We start from the raw sequence: 18,079 nt of genomic DNA, 5'->3' as shown, positions 1-18,079 counted from the left end.
CCCATACCGAACACGGAAGTTAAGTTCTTCAGCGCCGATGGTAGTAGGGGGCTTCCCCCTGTGAGAGTAGGACGTCGCCGGGCAAAGGCCATCCCCTGTGGGGGATGGTTTTTTTGTGCTTGAATATAATAGATACCGTCAGGTATCTTTAAAGATCTTATAAGAAACACTTAATGCAAGCAGGAACCGATGGCTAGTAAAGCGGCTTTGCCGCTTTGCGATAATTTACACCGCAAGGTGCAAATTTCGCAGGGGGCTTCCCCCTGTGAGAGTAGGACGTCGCCGGGCAAAGGCCATCCCCTGTGGGGATGGTTTTTTTTTGCTCTTATAAGTTGGGTACCGGCAGGTATCACTATGGATTTTGTATTAGCCAACCTCTGTGAAGGATGGCTTTTTTATTTCTGGAACTAGATATCAATTCAAAAATGGTGTCCAGCGAGCTTGTTGGAAGGAATGGTGCACATTTTATGTTGATCAATATAAAAAGATCTGAAGATAGCATATGCTATTTTGCATTCTTACCAGACATGGATTTGGCGCATTGTCCTGTTTATTTGGCGCTTAACATGATAATTTGGCGTATGGCTGGTTTATTGGTGTTGCATCCGGGTTATTGGCGTTTAACTCGCGTTATTGGCGTGCAGCTCACGTTATTGGCGTTCAGTCCGGTTTATTGGCGTTCAGCCTGAGTTATTGGCGTTCAGCTCGGTTTATTGGCGTTCAGCTCGCGATATTGGCGTTCACCCCAGTTTATTGGCGTTCAGCCCGGTTTATTGGCGTTCAGCTCACGTTATTGGCGTTCAGCCCGGTTTATTGGCGTTCAGCTCGCGATATTGGCGTTCACCCCAGTTTATTGGCGTTCAGCCGAGGTTATTGGCTTTCCCCCCACGTTATTGGCGTTCATCCCGATTTATTGGAGTTCAACTCGAAATACTGCCGTCCCCATGATAAATTTCTCCTAAACCGGACGTGTATCTCTCCTATACAAGGGTAGAGACGGATAAGGAGAATTATGGGAGGAGGGATCGGCGTGAAAATATTCTTCATCATTTTAGTTATCAATGTGGTGTATGTTTCGTTTTTTACGATCCGCATGATTTTGACATTGAAGGGTTATCGGTATGTTGCAGCAGCGGTGAGTATGATTGAAGTGGTCATTTATATTGTCGGTCTAGGGCTGGTGCTCGATAATTTGGATAAAGTACAGAATATCATTGCGTATGCGTTAGGCTTTGGGATTGGTATTGTGACGGGCATGAAAATTGAAGAGAAGCTGGCGCTTGGTTATATTACAGTCAATGTAATTACGGCTGATATTGATCATCGGATGCCCGCTATCTTGAGAGAGAAAGGGTATGGTGTGACGGATTGGGCGGCCAATGGGTTGGAAGGCAACCGGTCGGCGATGCAGATTTTGACGCCTCGCAAGTATGAGTTGAAACTATATGATACAATTAAGCAAATTGATCCAAAAGCTTTTATTATTGCCTATGAGCCGAAGACGATTCATGGCGGCTTTTGGGTAAAGTCCATACGGAAAGGGAAATTGTCGGATGACTCGTAAGAAGACGGTTTGGTTTGAAGTCGAAGAGGGCGAAACAATTGAAGAGTGTTTAAACCGGTTAGCAGCTGTAGGGTATACTGTGGCGGGCCGGAAAGAGGAGCCTGTCTTCATGGAGAAGGATGGAGCGTATATTCCGGTACGCCAAGTAATAAAATTCAAAGGAATTCTTAAAGAATCATAATAAAAACCGAACAAAAAAGTAATTCACGCGATATATCGTTCGGTTTACATTGACGTTTCAGAATCGTCTTGTTATGATAATAGTGTAATAACACCCACATATATGCTGGAGAATCGGCTCCAGTGTCTCTACCAGGACACCGTAAATGTCCGGACTATGCGGGGAAGCGACATCCGTAAATTTGGCGAAGGTGTTTTTTTGCCAATGGGATTTTTCATCATTTTCTTTGCGATGACGTCCTCGAATGTTCCGCTTTCCATGCTATTTGGAGAGTGGATCGTTCGAGGGCTTTTTATTTTATTCTTAAGGGGGCAGATGCATTGTGAAACCGAAAGTCGGCGTCATTATGGGAAGCAAAAGTGATTGGGATACGATGAAGCATGCTTGTGATGTGTTGGATGAACTCCATGTTCCGTATGAAAAGAAAGTGGTGTCGGCCCATCGGACTCCAGATGCTATGTTCCAATATGCGGAAGAGGCAGATGGCAGGGGGATTGAAGTCATCATCGCGGGTGCCGGGGGAGCTGCACACTTGCCTGGAATGGTTGCGGCTAAGACATTGCTGCCTGTGATCGGTGTTCCTGTTCAGTCGAAGGCGCTGAATGGAATGGATTCATTGCTATCGATCGTCCAAATGCCCGGCGGGGTTCCAGTAGCTACTGTCTCGATTGGTAAAGCCGGGGCGACCAATGCTGGATTGCTGGCCGCCCAATTTCTAGCAGTTTACGACAAGGAATTAAGGGGACGGCTGGAGGAAAGGCGAAATGCCATCCGTGAGGCATCCTTGGAAAGCAGTGGTGAACTAGAATGAAAACCATTTTACCAGGTCAGACCATCGGTATTATCGGAGGAGGACAGCTGGGGCGAATGATGGCCCTGGCAGCCAAAGAAGCCGGCTTTAAGATTGCTGTGTTAGACCCCGTTATGGATTCACCGTGCGGCCAAGTGGCGGATATCCGGATTGTGGCTCCCTATAATGACGAAGTGGCACTTGAAGAACTAGGGGAAGTCAGCGATGTTGTCACGTATGAGTTTGAAAATATTGATTATGAAGGACTGAAGCGTCTTTCCCAAGATACATATATCCCGCAAGGTGCAGAACTTGTAAGGATTACGCAAAATCGCATTCATGAAAAAGCGGAGATTACTGCATCGGGTGCTCCTGTCGCTCCTTATATTGTAGCTTCCACCTATCAAGAATTAGTAGATCATATAGACAAAGTCGGTTTTCCTTGCGTTGTTAAAACCGCTGTTGGCGGCTATGACGGAAAGGGGCAGGTGAAAGTGGACTCTGCCGATGCATTGCCTGCTGCCGAATCGTTATTTACTCATTCGGCATGTATTGCGGAAGCATTCGTTCCGTTTGTTAAAGAGATTTCGGTAATTGTGCAACGGAGTGCAAATGGCGAAACGTATTGCCTGCCCATCGCAGAAAACATTCACAAGAATCATATTTTGCATGAATCCATTGTTCCGGCCAGAGTATCTGATTCCATACGGATAAAAGCAGAACAAGCAGCTCGGCTTATTGCAGATCATTTGCAGCTGGTCGGGACACTGGCAGTGGAAATGTTTGTTTTAGAGGATGGCGAGATTCTGATTAATGAGTTGGCGCCACGTCCGCATAACTCTGGCCATTACTCGATTGAAGGATGCAATATTTCGCAGTTTCATCAACATATACGTGCGATCTGCGGCTGGCCGCTGCGCGAACCGAAATTGCTGCGTCCGACCATCATGGTAAACGTCTTAGGTGAACATGTTACATCATTAAAGAAAGCAGTTACCAATTACCCTGATTGGTCAGTTCATCTCTATGGCAAAGCCGAAGCGAAAGAGAAACGGAAAATGGGGCATATCACTATTTTGACTGACAGTATCGAAACGACACTTGAGGAAATTGAACAAACTCGCATTTGGTCGTAAGTCCATCACCATTTCAAATACAATTTATTCCCATTAGGAGGAAACAGACATGACAAAGGTAAACGTATACGTAACGCTTCGCGAGAGTGTAGTAGATCCACAAGGAATTGCCGCAAAAGAGGCACTTCAAACGTTAGGTTTTAATGAAGTCCAAAATGTCCGTATTGGTAAATTGATCGAATTGGAACTGGATGGTACTGCGGCAGCTATTGAAGGCCGTGTCACAGAAATGTGTGAGAAGTTGTTGATTAATCAAGTGATTGAGGACTATCGCTTTGAAATTGGGGAGGTTGCAGGGCAATGAGATTTGCTGTACTGAAGTTCCCAGGCTCGAGTTGTGATCTCGATATGTTTCATGCGGTAAACGATATTGTCAAAGCGGATGTGGAGTGCGTATGGCATACGGAAGCGGATTTGTCTTTGTTTGATGCGGTTTTGATTCCCACCGGTGCGGCATATGGCGATTATTTGCGTCCAGGTGCCTTGGCAAAAAGTTCGGCCGTCATAAGTCAGCTTCATGAATTTGCGGCATCTGGAAAACCAATCCTCGGTGTTGGCAACGGCTTTCAGATTTTAGTAGAAGCTGGCCTGCTGCCGGGTGCGTTCCTTATGAATAAAAGCTTGAAATTCAGATCTGGCCAAGCAAAACTCGTGGTACAAAATGCAGAAACCAGCTTCACTTCCGGTTATGAAGCCGAGCAGGAGATCGCACTGCCATTCGCGCATGCGTACGGCAATTATTGCGTTAATGCAGAAACCGTTACTCAGTTAAAAGATAATAAACGAATTGTCTTCACGTATAAAGATGGCAATGAAGACGGCAGCACAGAAGCGATCGCAGGGATCTTGAATGAACAAGGCAATGTCCTAGGAATGATGCCGCTGCCTGAGCGGGCGGTGGAAGCTATCATCGGAGGAACAGACGGTCTGCCTTTATTCCAGTCAATCTTGAAAAACGGGAGTGAACAACATGTCAGCCAAGCATGAACCGACAGCGCAGCAAATCAAAGAGGAAAAATTGTATCTTCAATTGGGAATGACCGAAGAAGAATACGAGCGGGCTTGTTCTATGATTGGACGGCTCCCTAACTATACAGAAACGGGCTTGTTTTCCGCTATGTGGTCGGAGCACTGTTCCTATAAAAGTTCCAAGCCGATCCTGCGGAAGTTCCCGACAGAGGGTGCGCGAGTATTGCAAGGACCTGGCGAAGGGGCTGGCATAGTCGACATCGGGGACAACCAGGCGGTCGTGTTTAAGCTTGAATCCCATAACTCTCCTTCTGCGATTGAACCGTTCATCGGAGCGGCAACGGGGGCAGGCGGCATTATCCGCGACGTCTTCTCCATGGGAGCCCGGCCAGTCGCGCTTGTGAATTCCATGCGTTTTGGCGATTTGACGGACGAGCGGGACCGTTATTTATTCGAAGAAGCAGTTGCCGGTATAGCAAGTTACGGTAATATTATCGGCATTCCGACCATTGCAGGGGAAGTGCAATTTGATAACAGCTATTCCAAGCGTCCTCTCGTCAACGCGATGGCAGTCGGATTATTGAATCATGAAGATATCCAAAAAGGCGTGGCATCTGGAGTCGGCAATACAGTGATGTATGTTGGTGCTAAAACGGGTAGAGATGGTATTAACGGGGCGACTATGTCCTCGGCGGAAGTAAAAGTGGAGGAAAAGGCGGAACTTCCGGTTATGCAGGCGGGGGACCCTTATCTAGAGAAGCTTCTCATGGAAGCCTGCTTGGAGCTCGTGAAATCGGATGCGCTAATTGGTATTCAGGACATGGGGGCTGCTGGATTAACTTCTTCTTCAGCTGAAATGGCTTCCAAAGCAGGCTACGGGGTGGAAATGAACTTAGATTTAGTGCCGCAAAGAGAAGAAGGTATGACGCCGTATGAGATGATGCTTTCTGAATCACAAGAGCGCATGCTCGTTGTCGTGAAGCAAGGACGTGAGCAGGAAATCATTGATCTGTTCACGAAGTATGGCTTGGAAGCAGTCGCTATCGGTAAGGTGACAGACGACAAGATGCTTCGGCTTTTCCATAAAGGAGAAGTGGTTGCCGAGGTTTCCGCCGATGCGCTTGCGGAAGATGCACCAGTCTACCATAAAAAGTCCGAAGAGCCGGCCTATTTTAAAGAATACCAAGCAATGGAAGACGCGGAGCCTTCAGTTGAGAGTTTGAAGGAAACGCTTATCGCTTTGTTGCAGCGTCCGACAATTGCTTCGAAAGAATGGGTCTATAACCAATTTGATACGCAGGCACGGACAAATACGGTTGTAGCACCTGGTTCATCTTCTGGCGTCATCCGGGTTAGGGGAACGAATAAAGGCCTTGCGATGACTGCTGATTGTAATTCACGCTACATCTATTTGGACCCGGAAATGGGAGGCAAAATTGCAGTGGCAGAAGCAGCGCGTAATTTAGTCTGCTCGGGTGCGGAACCAATCGCTGCTACAGATTGCTTGAACTTTGGCAGTCCGGATAAACCAGAAGTGTTCTGGCAGATTGAAAAGTCTGCGGACGGCATATCAGAGGCTTGCAGCACGTTAAATGCACCGATTATCGGCGGTAATGTGTCCATGTCGAATGAAGTGAATGGGGTGCCAGTTTATCCTACACCGACAATAGGAATGGTTGGTATTGTACACAATCTAGTAGACGTGACGACGACTGTTTTTAAACAAGCAGGGGATCAAATTTATCTAATCGGCGAAACAGCGACCGAATTTGGGGGCAGTGAGCTTCAGCAAATGCTCCATGGGAAAATCTCAGGTAAAGCGCCAGCTATTGATTTGGAAGTGGAAGCGCGACGCCAACAAGAATTACTTTCCGCTATCCAAGGCGGACTTGTACAGTCTGCGACGGATTTGTCAGAAGGCGGGCTTGCCATCGCTCTTTGTGAGAAGGCGTTTGGTGCCGGAGGTCTTGGTGCAGATGTAAAAGTTACAGGCTCTGCTGTGAGCGCGTTATTTAGTGAAACACAATCTCGTTTCCTAGTAACTGTTAAAGCTGAGAATGCGAAGGCTTTTGAAAGAGAAGTAGCGTCTGCTGTTACCATTGGAGTTGTGACAGATACCGGAAAGATTGTCATCAAAGATGAAGCGGGTGATTCGTTGATTGATGGAACAGTGGAAGAATTCCAGTCCGCTTGGAAAGGGGCTATTCCATGCTTGCTGAACTGCGAGGGCTAAACGAAGAATGCGGCATATTCGGCATCTGGGGGCATGAAGATGCTGCGCAGATTACGTATTATGGCCTTCACGCCCTTCAGCACCGCGGGCAGGAAGGTGCTGGCATTGTATCGAAAGATGGTAAAGGTCTTCATGTTGTGAAAGGTGAAGGACTTGTAAATGAAGTCTTTTCTGATGGGAAATTAAAAGCTTTAACGGGGCATACAGCCATTGGCCAAGTACGGTATACGACGGAAGAAGGGCGAGGGGCGGAAAACGTCCAGCCGCTCGTCTTCCGATCCACTACTGGCAGCATGGCGATTGCCCACAACGGCAATTTGGTCAATGCCAAAGATTTAAAAGAGAACCTGGAAAAGCTGGGGAGTATTTTTCAAACGACGTCAGATACGGAAGTGCTCGCTCATCTTATCAAGCGGAGCAGCAGCGGGTCGCTGACGCAGCGTGATCGGGTGAAAAAGGCGCTCTCTATGTTGAAAGGTGCATTTGCATTCGTTGTCCTGACGGAAGAAGGGTTGATGGTGGCACAGGATCCGAACGGTTTGCGCCCCTTATCCCTTGGTAAGCTCGGGGATGCCTGGGTGGTCGCTTCGGAAACGTGCGCGTTTGATTTGATTGGCGCCGAACATGTTCGCTCGGTCATGCCGGGAGAACTGCTCATTATTAATGACAGCGGCTGTTACTCGGATCAGTATGCGGAACCGGCGGAACGAGCGATCTGTTCCATGGAGTATGTTTATTTCTCGCGTCCTGATTCTGACATCGATGGCATCAATATTCATATGGCTCGGAAACGGTGCGGCAAGCAGCTGGCCAGAGAAGTGAGCATTGACGCAGATGTAGTGACAGGTGTACCCGATTCAAGCATCTCTGCCGCAATCGGTTTCTCGGAAGTAAGCGGGATACCATATGAGTTAGGGTTAATCAAAAACCGCTACGTAGGCCGGACGTTCATACAGCCGACGCAATCAATGCGCGAACGCGGCGTTAAAATGAAGCTCTCGCCTGTCCATCAAGTCGTTGCTGGAAAGCGTGTCGTCATGGTGGATGATTCGATCGTAAGAGGGACGACATCCAAGCGGATCGTCAACATGCTGAAGGAAGCGGGCGCTTTAGAGGTCCATGTCGTTATCGCGGCTCCTCCGCTCGTCAGTCCCTGTTTTTACGGCGTAGATATTAGCACGGATTCGGAATTAATCGCAACAGGCCGTTCGGTTGAAGAAATACGGGAACTGATCAATGCAGACTCGCTTACCTTCCTCTCGAAAGAAGGCATGCTAAATGCTATTGGCCGTTCCGGTGAAATGAAAAATTGTGGACAATGCTTGGCCTGCTTCACTGGGGAGTACCCGACTGAAATCTATGCGGATACTGTATTGCCGCATGAAAAAGAGATCGTACGATAAGGAGGCTTTACCTATGTCAAAGGCGTATGAGTCTGCCGGCGTTAATATCGAGGCAGGTTATGAGTCGGTGGAACGGATGAAATCGCATGTTGCACGTACAGCGCGTGCAGGAGTAGCTGGAACGTTCGGTGGTTTTGGCGGGATGTTCGATTTGTCTGCATTACAATTCAAGGAACCTGTTCTCGTGTCGGGTACCGACGGCGTAGGAACAAAATTGAAGCTTGCGTTTTTGGCGGATCGGCATGATACGATCGGCATCGATTGTGTCGCCATGTGTGTCAACGATATTGTTGCACAGGGCGCAGAGCCGCTTTATTTCCTCGATTACATTGCGCTTGGCAAAGCAGTGCCCGAAAAGGTGGAAGCGATTGTCAAAGGGATTGCAGATGGATGTGTTCAGGCGGGAGTAGCATTAATTGGCGGTGAAACGGCTGAGATGCCGGGGCTATATGATATCGATGAATACGATTTAGCAGGCTTTGCAGTCGGTGCTTGTGAGAAAAGCAATATTGTAACAGGTGATAAAGTGGCAATTGGTGATGTCCTCGTTGGGATTGCTTCCAGCGGAATTCATTCGAATGGCTATTCGCTCGTGCGTAAGATTGTGCTGGATGAGCAAGGGTATGAGCTGGATCAATATATTGCAGGGTATGAAGAACTCGGCAAAGTTGGAACAGCCCTTTTGGAACCGACAAAAATTTATGCAAAGCCGGTTATGCAAATGCATGGAGAGTTAGAAATTCATGCGATGGGCCATATTACTGGCGGCGGCTTCTATGAGAATTTGCCGCGGATGTTCAAGAGTGGTTTTGGTGTGGAAATTAAACTCGGCTCCTGGCCGGTATTGCCAGTCTTTAAAATGCTGAAGGAAAAAGGCAAATTGGAAGACCGCGATCTGTACAGTGTCTTCAACATGGGTATTGGTTTCGTTGTCGCAATGCCGGCTGAACAGGCAAAGAGGGCCATCCAGATTGCAGCAGAGCATGGGGAAGAGGCATATGTCATCGGCCAGGTCGTGGAAGGCAAAGGAGTCAAGTTCATCGGGGAGCACGATGGGAGCTTAGATCAATGAGGAAGCAACGAATTGCCATCTTCGCTTCGGGCAGAGGCAGTAACTTTGCCGCCCTGGAAAACGCATGCAGAGAAGGAGAATTGCCAGCGGAAATCGCTGTTGTCATTACAGACCGGCCGGCGGCATTTGTCGTGGAACGGGCGAAACAGGCGGGTGTGCGAGTGGTCGCGTTCGAACCAAAAGCATTTCCGTCCAAGCAGCAGTACGAGGAAACCATTCTCCTTACATTGCGGGAGGAACGAGTGGATTGGATTGTTCTGGCGGGATACATGCGCCTCATTGGGCCAGTATTGCTAACTGCCTATCCATCTCGCATTCTTAATATCCATCCATCCCTTCTTCCTTCTTTCCCAGGAAAGGACGCCATTGGCCAAGCAGTAGACCATGGCGTCAAAGTAACGGGCGTTACGGTTCATTTGGTGGATGAAGGTATGGACACCGGGCCGATTCTTGCCCAGCAGGCCATAGATGTCGTGGAAGGGGATAAAGAACAGACAGCCCTCGCGATTCATGCGGTGGAACACGAATTATATAAAACTGTGTTGCAAAAACTTCTCTTGCGGAAGGGCAGCAAGCAGTGAATTGATTAGATTAACGAGAAGAGAAACCGGTGTCATACCGGTTTTATTTATATAAACGGAGGGGAAATTCTTGAAAAAACGCGCATTGCTTAGCGTTTCGGATAAAAGTGGGGTTCTGGAGTTTGCTCAATCCTTAGAAGCGTTGGGATATGAAATTTTATCGACTGGCGGTACGATGAAGCATTTGAAGGAAAACGGTGTAGCAGTGACAGCCGTCGACGAAGTGACCGGGTTTCCGGAAATCATGGAAGGCCGCGTGAAGACGCTGAACCCGATGATCCATGGAGGTCTCCTTGCAAAACGGAATGATTCAGGCCATGTAGCTCAAATGGAGGAGCATGGCATACAGCCGATCGATATTGTCTGTGTGAATCTCTATCCTTTCAAAGAGACGATTTCAAAACCTGGCGTGACAGTTGAAGAAGCGATTGAAAACATCGATATCGGTGGTCCGGCAATGCTGAGAGCTTCCGCAAAAAACCATGCTTTCGTAACGGTTATAGTGGATGCAGCAGATTATGAAGCTGTTCTCTCAGAATTGCAGACACAGGGAGAAACGACACAAGAAACAAGAAGACGTCTTGCCGCAAAAGTATTCCGTCATACCGCCGCGTACGACGCGCTTATTTCAGGTTATTTAACGGAACTCACTGGAGAAGAGTTCCCAGAGCAGGTGACGTATACATACGAATTGAAGCAGCCGCTCCGTTATGGGGAAAACCCACATCAGAAAGCTGCTTTTTACAGTCGTCCACTCGGTTCCGATTTTTCAATTGCCAACGCCACACAATTGCACGGTAAAGAGCTTTCCTATAACAATATCCAAGATGCTAACGCAGCCATTCAGATTGTGAAGGAATTCAATCGTCCGGCAGCAGTTGCTGTAAAACATATGAATCCATGTGGAGTAGGAACTGGCGATTGTATCGCGAAAGCTTTCACGAAAGCTTACGAAGCAGATCCCGTTTCCATCTTTGGGGGGATTGTGGCGCTAAATCGTGAAGTGGATGAAGAGACAGCGACGCAGCTAGCTGGAATTTTTCTCGAAATTATCATCTCACCTTCGTTTACGGACGAGGCAATCAATACGCTGATGAAAAAGAAGAATGTTCGCCTATTGACGATTCCATTTGACCAAGCGAAAAAAGACACATGGAACACAGTCTCTGTCGAAGGCGGATTGCTCATGCAGGAACCGGATGCACTCGGTTTTGACGATGCAGATATCCGGGTTGCGACCGATCGGGAACCGACAGAAGCGGAATGGGCAGCTATGCGAATGGGCTGGGCGGTTGTGAAACATGTGAAATCCAATGCGATTGTCATTGCCGATCCCGACAGAACTCTTGGTGTCGGAGCAGGCCAAATGAATCGCGTCGGTGCTGCGCAGATCGCATTATCCCAAGCAGGTGAGCTTGCAAAGGGTGCGGCACTCGCCTCGGATGCGTTTTTCCCAATGGACGATACAGTCGAAGCAGCTGCCAAGGCCGGAATCACCGCAATTATTCAGCCGGGCGGATCGGTAAAAGATGAAGACTCCATCCGTAAAGCAAATGAATATGGGATCGCCATGGTATTCACAGGCATTCGTCATTTCAAACATTGAGGAGGATACGAGAATGAAAGTACTTGTGATCGGGAGCGGGGGGCGTGAACACGCCATTGCCCGGCAGTTTGCCAGTTCTCCTTCTGTTTCTGCGGTGTTTGTCGCCCCGGGAAATGATGGCATGAAGCAGGAAGTGACATGTGTTCCAATTGGCGTTCTTGAGTTTGATCGTCTTGCGGACTTTGCACGGGACAATCGGATCGATCTGACCTTCGTCGGGCCAGAGCAGCCTCTCGCGGAAGGTATTGTGGATTACTTCTTGGAAAAAGGACTGGCCATTTTCGGGCCGACACAGGCAGCAGCCCAGTTGGAAGGCAGCAAGTCCTTTGCCAAGGAACTGATGAAACAATATGGCATTCCAACGGCTTCCTACGGTACGTTTACGGATGCGGATCGGGCAAAAGCTTTCATCCACGAGCAAGGGGCTCCGATTGTTATTAAAGCGGATGGGTTAGCAGCCGGAAAAGGTGTCGTCGTAGCGATGACGCTAGAGGAAGCGCTCGAAGCGGTGGACGATATGATTGGCAATCAAAAATTTGGTGACTCCTCATCCAGGATTGTCATTGAAGAATTTTTGGAAGGTGAAGAATTTTCCTTCATGTCGTTTGTCCATGCCAGCAAGATCTATCCTATGCCGATTGCGCAAGATCATAAGCGGGCGTTCGACGGAGATAAAGGGCCGAATACTGGCGGGATGGGTGCGTATTCCCCGGTTCCTCAGATTAGCCCCGGCGTAATTGATACAGCCTATGATCAAGTGGTCATTCCAACAGTTGAAGCGATGGCCCAAGAAGGCAACCCTTTTACGGGCATCCTTTACGCTGGATTAATTTTGACGAAGGAAGGGCCAAAGGTAATTGAATTCAACGCACGTTTCGGCGATCCGGAAACGCAAGTCGTCCTTCCTCGTATGGATACCGATTTCGGGGAATTTATGTGTGCGCTCATGGCAGAGGAAGAGTATGAGTTGAAATGGAACAAGCAGGAGATGCTTGGGGTGGTTGTCGCTTCAGATGGTTATCCGGGAGAGGTTCAGCAAGGTGCCAATTTACCGGATCTAACCAATGTAGACAAGAATGGGGCAGTCGTCTTTCACGCGGGCACTAAGCTTTCTGGGGATGCCTTTATCGGCAATGGAGGCAGGGTGCTTTTGATTGCCGCCAAAGCGGATACACTGAAAGAAGCACAGGAAGAAGTATATAAGACATTAGCAAAGCATGAATGGAATGGCTTTTTCTACCGGACGGACATCGGCTGGCGTGCCATTCAATAATAAAGTAAAAACTGCACCCAACGAACAAGTGAAGGTGCAGTTTTTTATTCTGTGACGCCAGTACTTTTTAAATGGATTTTCATGACCACATCAAATTCGATGTCTGGATACGCTTCTTCCCATAACTTATAAGGGTCCGATGAGTGAAGTCTCATAGTACGATAACGCAATCCAAAACCAAATGGATCTAACTGTTCCTTCTGTAATTTCATTACTAACTCATGAACTTTAGATTTTAATGCATGCTCGGCGAGATTACTGTAGTATGGGAGTTTCTTTGGTGACAGAGGTTTATTGGACTCACCGATAAAACCGACTTTATTTATAGTCAGCACGACTTTGGATGGTCGGCCATCATCAGAGAGAATCTTAAACTTTGTATCAATCTTGTCAATATTTAGCAATAATTGCAATCCATCCTCTTTCACTTTATAAGAAAAACCGGATGCATTATGAACGAGTGAATTGTATTGTTTCGTTAAGATAGAATCAAGTTCTAAAGTTTTACCCTTCTCTCCGACGACAATTGATTTATTGACTATGAGTTCACTTTTATCTTCATTCGTCTCCATGATCGGTAACACAGGATCTATTCCTTTTGAAAAATAATCTCTTCTGAACTCGAATAGATAGCAGGTAACTATAAATGGACTTTCTGTTCCGGTTCCACCGAAAAAGTTGAAAAAGGAAATAGAGGCAGGTGCTTCAGTGTTAGGTTCTACTTTTAGGATGGTTTCCGCGGAAGGTCGGGCCGCAGTGACGTAGGAAATCATTTGTAAATCACCTCGACGGACGAAGTAATTCATAAATTCCTGCAAGTCGCCTTTCAACAGCTCTTCGTTTACGACAATTGTCTTCATATGGCCGAACTCTAATACTTTGTCCACATGAGTCTCCAATATCCGGATCGCTTCCCCTACCGTTTCCCCTTCTTCAGATAGATAGGCAAACGTCGGACTAGATGCTTGTTTTATGGCGCCGAATGGAATAGCGATTTTCAATGTTACTTTGAATCCCTTATCCAATTTTTCTGCAGGATCAATCCCGATGACTGACACAAATAAACGCCGGTCGATATCCTTAAATGCACAAGCAGATAAGATTGTACTGGACAGGAGTACTAATACAAGAATACAGCGTTTCATTCGGCTGGCTTTACCCATGTTTTTTAGCACCTCGTTTTATTAACAGAAGTGAAGCGATTAGCACGGCTGTGAAAAGAGGCATTTGGTTAAAGAAGTACTTGCCAACAAGGAAGAGCTGATATTCGGTCATGCGTCCTGCCACAATAAAGGTAATTCCCCAAAATAAGATAATCCATAAATAAGGATTTAAGTCCTTTCCCTTGATTATCAGTTTTTTTGTTCGATATACTGCTTCAAGCAGCTTCTGTGCAACATGCCAATGGATGGTTATATTCAAAAAGCTAAGAGATAGGAAAATGAGCAGGAAAATGAAGATAAACCTTTCAATTAGCCCATACTTCAACCGAACTGAGTCGCTTGTCAAAATCCAAGGATATTGGAGTTTATCAGACAATCCAAATCCGATGTAACCCATAGGAATGAAGTAAGTTGTGAACAAAGTCAAACCACCTATAAGAAAGATAATGAGCAATTGTTTTAATCCCATATTTACTTTTGTAATCAGGTACTTGTTAAAAATGACAATATTAACGATTCCGATCATAGGGTATAATGCTGCTGCTACAGCAGAATAATTGGGCCAGTTGTTTACGTAAGTTAAAGCGACTTTTACATAGTCCCAATCCATTGACTGATCAAAATACACTTTTGCAATTAAGAAAAGTACAATTGGGATATTCAATATCAAAATTATCTCCAATGAATTCAAGAGGCTATTGGTTTTCATTAAAATTCCGTATGAAACAAGAAAGACAAACGAAGAAACGATGATATAAGAAGACATTTCAGGTGTTAAAAAGCGTTTTAACAACAAGGTGAATGTTGAAATTGATAATAAGCCTGCGATAAACCAGTTGGCAGATAGGTAAAGCAATACTGGTTTATTCAACCACTTTGGTGTATATAATTGAAGCAGTTCAGGCAGGCTGCGTCCTGGATAGGGCTTGAATGCATTTATGATCATCCAATTTAACGCTACGCCAATGATTAAAGCCAGAGCTATTGATGTAACGGCGCCCCGTTCACTAAAGTCCATTAAAATTTTTGGCACTTCCACGACAATATTCGCAATCAAATTGAGAATGATGAAGTAATAAAGAAAGCGATTCATTTCTCACCAATCCCCAATTCCTTTTTCCGGTTTTTCCACCCAAACTTCAAATAAGCAACCCCAAAGCTTTCTTTGTTAGCCAAGAAGAGAACGATACCCAAAAGACCAATCGCTAACCCGGTTAGTCCGAAGAATGTCGTATATAGAAGTAGGATGAATCGCAGGCCCCTTACCGCAAAGCCCAGTTCATTGATTGGGATGACAAAAGTGGAAACTGCAACGAGAGATACCACGATGATCATAATATTAGATGTTAGGGCCGCTTCTACAGCAGCAGTTCCTAAAATAAGACCTCCTACTGTTGTAGCGGTCGCACTAATAGCGGTTGGAAGCCGGATACTCGCTTCTGTGAGAAACTCAATGAATATGAGCATAAAAAAAACTTCAATATAAGATGGATACGGAACGCCTATGCGGCTCGCTGCCACAGTCAAGGCCAGTTCGGTTCGAAAGACATCAGGTGTATATGACGTGACGCCTACATACAGGGCTGGCAGTGCGATACAGGCAAATAATCCACTATAGCGCAAAAATAAGGTGAGTAAAGAAATCCAATAGCCGTGATATAAATCCTCCATAGATATCATGAAATCGAAAAAAACAGCCGGTGCAATGACAGCATGCGGGCTTCCATCCACCAGAATGATAATTTTCCCGGAGGAGATATTATAGATAAGGCGGTCTGGCCGTTCTGTCAGCATGCAAGAGGGAAATAAAGATTTCTTATTGCCATTCAAATATAATTGCAAGTCTCCAGAAGATAAAATAAGTGGGAAGTCCAAGTTTTTCAGGCGCTTCTTGATTAATTGAAGCGCTCTCGGATTGACTAGTACTTTGTCAAAGACAAGTGCAATTTCACGATTCGATTGATCCTTCAGCTGCATGGTGTCAAAAACTAGGGAAGGCTGATGGTACCGCTGCCTTATGACATTCATACTTACTTCTATACTTTCGCTCAGACCTAATTGAGCGCCGTGAATAGTCGGTTCTAAAGTGATTTGTTGAACTTCATCGAATCCTACATGCCGTATTTCGAGCAAAAAGTAGTGTTCTTGAACCGCGACGAGTACATGTCCTCTAGTTAAGTCGATAAGAAGGGAGTGATCGTCAGCCAACTCTTTTTTATTCGGAGCCGAATCAAGATAACTGGAGTAAATATCGATGGAAGCCGTTTCGTAAAATGGTTTCACGACTGTTTTATGAAGAACAGTTTCATCAACCGCACTTTTTAAATAAAGTATATAGGCTTGCTTACCTTCTACATGTAATGTTGTTTGAACGATATCCTTGGTAGGGGAAAGCTGCTGTGCCAGCCTAAACAATAATTCAGGTGTTTGCTGATTTTCTGAAGATGATTCCATTACTCATCACTCCCATCCAACAGATCCTGTTAGATAGGGTATCCAATAATTCGCAAATCATTCATTTTTGGACTACTCGGCATGACACACCCAGCAGCCGAAAAATGCATTTTGAAGAAACTTTGTTGGGGTTCCGAAACCTGTTTTATGTAATAGATTCTTCAATGTAGTTTCGGAAACAAGTGAAAGGGAGCGAACGCTTTCCTCCATTACATTAATTTCTTCCCGGGACAGTTCGGTCGTCTCTAGCCAATACACCTTCCAAAGATTCACCAGTCCGTCGAACTCGTCATCAGATCCTTGCCGGTACATCGCAGCCAAGATGAAAGGCGACCCGGGCTTTAACCGTTTCCGTATGGATCGGAGCAATTCTTCTTTCTCCTGTTCATCGGGAATAAAATGAAGGACAAGCAGACAGGTAGCTGCATCGAAGAGTTCAATTTCCTCCACCTTATCCACTGACCCTTTAACAAAACGAACGCGTTCCAAGATACCAAGAGCAGTAGCCTTGCGAGCCGCCAGTTCGAGCATTTCCCTTGATGGATCTACGGCTGTGAAATACCAATTCGGATATTGGGGACCGAAGAACTCCAGTTCATTACCACCGCCTGCTCCGGCGAGAAGTATTTCAGCATTGTCTCCAATAGAGTGATGCAAGTAGGCGCGGGCTAATTTGAACATTGCATCATAGGCGGGGAAGGTTCTTCGGATGCCGCGGTCATATTCTGTGGCCATCTCATGGTTGAATTCCATCTGTCTTATCATCCTTTGCTTATCATAATCCGGCGTTTGCCGGTCTAGTACACTTCGCTCCGCATCTCCCATTTCCTTCAAAATTCTTGAATAAATACAAGAACGCTCTATGTTTCAAGAGACTGCTATGCTACGATAAAAACAGCACTATTTTGAAAAAGGGGACCAATACGATGTGGAACCAGAAAGAAATCTTCGAACAGATTGAGATAATTGATGGTAAAAAGGCGCCGACACTGGTCATTCAGAATGCAACCTATTTACACTCCATATTTAAGAAGTGGATGACGGGCAATATTTGGATTTTGCAAGATCGTATTATCTACACAGGACCGAAAATGCCCGCTCAGCTCGAAGGGACAGAAATCGTTGATGCTACAGGAAAACGAATTGTGCCTGGTTATATCGAGCCGCACGTCCATCCGTTCCAGTTGTACAACCCAGAAACATTTGCCCAATATGCAGGCCGGCTCGGGACGACAACATTCCTGGCGGATAATTTGACTTTTTTCATGATGCTCGGCAATGAAAAGGCTTTCAAGGTTTTGGACCAATTAAACGAGCTGCCGTTTACGTTTTACTGGTGGGCACGTTTTGATTCGCAAACCGTGCTGCGTCATGAAAAAGAGGTTTTCAACATACATGATATTAAGGAATGGATCTCGCGAAAAGATGTACTCATGGGAGGGGAATTGACTGGGTGGCCTCGATTGCTGAATGGCGACGAAGCGATGCTGGAAGCAATGGATGCCTCCAAACAGGCAGGGAAAAAAGTCGAAGGCCATTTCCCAGGCGCTTCAGACAGGACATTAGCCCGCATGAAGTTGCTCGGTACAGATGGCGATCATGAAGCAATGACAGCCGAGGAGGTGGAACGGCGTTTACTGCAAGGTTATGCCGT

18 protein-coding genes, 1 rRNA gene and 1 riboswitch are annotated in these 18,079 nt (G+C 46.3%); of the genes, 15 read left to right on the top strand and 4 right to left on the bottom strand.

Annotated features, from left to right (window positions below):
• The 14 genes from rrf to purD form a co-directional block, all read left to right on the top strand.
• Positions 1-83 (top strand): 5S ribosomal RNA (gene rrf / locus NCCP2222_RS16830); the annotation flags it as partial.
• 491 nt (positions 84-574) lie between these two features.
• Positions 575-994, top strand: coding sequence for a hypothetical protein (locus NCCP2222_RS16825; protein WP_248513537.1), 420 nt, complete (start codon positions 575-577; stop codon positions 992-994).
• Positions 995-1,036: 42 nt separating this feature from the next.
• The gene (locus NCCP2222_RS16820) at positions 1,037-1,564 is read left to right on the top strand and encodes a DUF2179 domain-containing protein (protein WP_375709207.1); all 528 of its coding nucleotides are present in this window, start codon (positions 1,037-1,039) and stop codon (positions 1,562-1,564) included.
• Positions 1,554-1,745 (top strand): NETI motif-containing protein, encoded by a 192-nt coding sequence (locus NCCP2222_RS16815; RefSeq protein WP_248513535.1) that lies wholly within the window; start codon positions 1,554-1,556, stop codon positions 1,743-1,745. The genes NCCP2222_RS16820 and NCCP2222_RS16815 overlap by 11 nt, the downstream gene beginning before the upstream one ends.
• A gap of 76 nt (positions 1,746-1,821) precedes the next feature.
• Positions 1,822-1,922: riboswitch (purine riboswitch) on the top strand.
• 145 nt (positions 1,923-2,067) lie between these two features.
• Positions 2,068-2,556: a 5-(carboxyamino)imidazole ribonucleotide mutase gene (gene purE, locus NCCP2222_RS16810; RefSeq protein ID WP_248513534.1), complete on the top strand. Its 489-nt coding sequence runs from the start codon at positions 2,068-2,070 to the stop codon at positions 2,554-2,556.
• Positions 2,553-3,671 (top strand): 5-(carboxyamino)imidazole ribonucleotide synthase, encoded by a 1,119-nt coding sequence (gene purK, locus NCCP2222_RS16805; RefSeq protein WP_248513533.1) that lies wholly within the window; start codon positions 2,553-2,555, stop codon positions 3,669-3,671. Before purE ends, purK begins: the two co-directional genes overlap by 4 nt.
• A gap of 49 nt (positions 3,672-3,720) precedes the next feature.
• The gene (purS, locus tag NCCP2222_RS16800) at positions 3,721-3,975 is read left to right on the top strand and encodes a phosphoribosylformylglycinamidine synthase subunit PurS (protein ID WP_207963473.1); all 255 of its coding nucleotides are present in this window, start codon (positions 3,721-3,723) and stop codon (positions 3,973-3,975) included.
• Positions 3,972-4,658, top strand: a complete 687-nt coding sequence (purQ, locus tag NCCP2222_RS16795) for a phosphoribosylformylglycinamidine synthase subunit PurQ (protein WP_248513532.1) — start codon at positions 3,972-3,974, stop codon at positions 4,656-4,658. The genes purS and purQ overlap by 4 nt, the downstream gene beginning before the upstream one ends.
• Positions 4,642-6,873: a phosphoribosylformylglycinamidine synthase subunit PurL gene (purL, locus tag NCCP2222_RS16790; protein WP_248513531.1), complete on the top strand. Its 2,232-nt coding sequence runs from the start codon at positions 4,642-4,644 to the stop codon at positions 6,871-6,873. Before purQ ends, purL begins: the two co-directional genes overlap by 17 nt.
• Positions 6,849-8,276: an amidophosphoribosyltransferase gene (gene purF / locus NCCP2222_RS16785; protein ID WP_248513530.1), complete on the top strand. Its 1,428-nt coding sequence runs from the start codon at positions 6,849-6,851 to the stop codon at positions 8,274-8,276. Before purL ends, purF begins: the two co-directional genes overlap by 25 nt.
• 13 nt (positions 8,277-8,289) lie before the next feature.
• Complete coding sequence (gene purM / locus NCCP2222_RS16780) at positions 8,290-9,348, top strand: phosphoribosylformylglycinamidine cyclo-ligase (RefSeq protein ID WP_248513529.1); 1,059 nt, start codon at positions 8,290-8,292, stop codon at positions 9,346-9,348.
• Entirely contained in the window at positions 9,345-9,929 is a 585-nt protein-coding gene (gene purN, locus NCCP2222_RS16775) for a phosphoribosylglycinamide formyltransferase (protein ID WP_248513528.1), read from the top strand. Before purM ends, purN begins: the two co-directional genes overlap by 4 nt.
• A 70-nt stretch (positions 9,930-9,999) precedes the next feature.
• On the top strand, positions 10,000-11,535 hold the full coding sequence (gene purH, locus NCCP2222_RS16770; RefSeq protein WP_248513527.1) for a bifunctional phosphoribosylaminoimidazolecarboxamide formyltransferase/IMP cyclohydrolase: 1,536 nt from the start codon (positions 10,000-10,002) through the stop codon (positions 11,533-11,535).
• Between the two features lie 13 nt (positions 11,536-11,548).
• On the top strand, positions 11,549-12,808 hold the full coding sequence (gene purD / locus NCCP2222_RS16765) for a phosphoribosylamine--glycine ligase (protein WP_248513526.1): 1,260 nt from the start codon (positions 11,549-11,551) through the stop codon (positions 12,806-12,808).
• A 44-nt stretch (positions 12,809-12,852) separates the two neighbouring features.
• Here purD and NCCP2222_RS16760 read toward each other — a convergent pair whose 3' ends face one another.
• The 4 genes from NCCP2222_RS16760 to NCCP2222_RS16745 form a co-directional block, all read right to left on the bottom strand.
• Positions 12,853-13,971 carry a Ger(x)C family spore germination protein gene (locus NCCP2222_RS16760; RefSeq protein ID WP_248513525.1) on the bottom strand — a complete coding sequence of 373 codons (1,119 nt, stop codon included), beginning with the start codon at positions 13,969-13,971 and terminating at the stop codon, positions 12,853-12,855.
• Positions 13,964-15,064, bottom strand: a complete 1,101-nt coding sequence (locus tag NCCP2222_RS16755; protein WP_248513524.1) for a GerAB/ArcD/ProY family transporter — start codon at positions 15,062-15,064, stop codon at positions 13,964-13,966. Before NCCP2222_RS16755 ends, NCCP2222_RS16760 begins: the two co-directional genes overlap by 8 nt.
• Entirely contained in the window at positions 15,061-16,425 is a 1,365-nt protein-coding gene (locus NCCP2222_RS16750) for a spore germination protein (RefSeq protein ID WP_248513523.1), read from the bottom strand. The genes NCCP2222_RS16755 and NCCP2222_RS16750 overlap by 4 nt, the downstream gene beginning before the upstream one ends.
• Positions 16,426-16,497: 72 nt before the next feature.
• Positions 16,498-17,178 (bottom strand): class I SAM-dependent methyltransferase, encoded by a 681-nt coding sequence (locus tag NCCP2222_RS16745; RefSeq protein ID WP_248513522.1) that lies wholly within the window; start codon positions 17,176-17,178, stop codon positions 16,498-16,500.
• Positions 17,179-17,351: 173 nt separating this feature from the next.
• Between NCCP2222_RS16745 and NCCP2222_RS16740 the strand changes: the two genes are divergently transcribed.
• Positions 17,352-18,079: amidohydrolase family protein (locus tag NCCP2222_RS16740; protein WP_248513551.1), on the top strand; the 728-nt coding region annotated here is incomplete at its 3' end.

The organism is Sporosarcina sp. NCCP-2222 (assembly GCF_023168145.1).
In the GTDB taxonomy this organism is placed as follows: domain Bacteria; phylum Bacillota; class Bacilli; order Bacillales_A; family Planococcaceae; genus Sporosarcina.
This window is presented reverse-complemented; position numbering and strand designations above follow the sequence as displayed.

Excerpts from the sequence above, each read along its gene's own strand:
- purN (WP_248513528.1), top strand. The coding sequence starts at position 9,345 with ATGAGGAAGCAACGAATTGCCATCTTCGCTTCGGGCAGAGGCAGTAAC.
- purF (WP_248513530.1), top strand. The coding sequence starts at position 6,849 with ATGCTTGCTGAACTGCGAGGGCTAAACGAAGAATGCGGCATATTCGGC.
- NCCP2222_RS16815 (WP_248513535.1), top strand. The coding sequence starts at position 1,554 with ATGACTCGTAAGAAGACGGTTTGGTTTGAAGTCGAAGAGGGCGAAACA.
- purM (WP_248513529.1), top strand. The coding sequence starts at position 8,290 with ATGTCAAAGGCGTATGAGTCTGCCGGCGTTAATATCGAGGCAGGTTAT.
- NCCP2222_RS16750 (WP_248513523.1), bottom strand. The coding sequence starts at position 16,425 with ATGGAATCATCTTCAGAAAATCAGCAAACACCTGAATTATTGTTTAGG.
- purK (WP_248513533.1), top strand. The coding sequence starts at position 2,553 with ATGAAAACCATTTTACCAGGTCAGACCATCGGTATTATCGGAGGAGGA.
- NCCP2222_RS16755 (WP_248513524.1), bottom strand. The coding sequence starts at position 15,064 with ATGAATCGCTTTCTTTATTACTTCATCATTCTCAATTTGATTGCGAAT.
- purQ (WP_248513532.1), top strand. The coding sequence starts at position 3,972 with ATGAGATTTGCTGTACTGAAGTTCCCAGGCTCGAGTTGTGATCTCGAT.
- NCCP2222_RS16760 (WP_248513525.1), bottom strand. The coding sequence starts at position 13,971 with ATGGGTAAAGCCAGCCGAATGAAACGCTGTATTCTTGTATTAGTACTC.
- purL (WP_248513531.1), top strand. The coding sequence starts at position 4,642 with ATGTCAGCCAAGCATGAACCGACAGCGCAGCAAATCAAAGAGGAAAAA.
- purD (WP_248513526.1), top strand. The coding sequence starts at position 11,549 with ATGAAAGTACTTGTGATCGGGAGCGGGGGGCGTGAACACGCCATTGCC.
- purS (WP_207963473.1), top strand. The coding sequence starts at position 3,721 with ATGACAAAGGTAAACGTATACGTAACGCTTCGCGAGAGTGTAGTAGAT.
- NCCP2222_RS16745 (WP_248513522.1), bottom strand. The coding sequence starts at position 17,178 with ATGGAATTCAACCATGAGATGGCCACAGAATATGACCGCGGCATCCGA.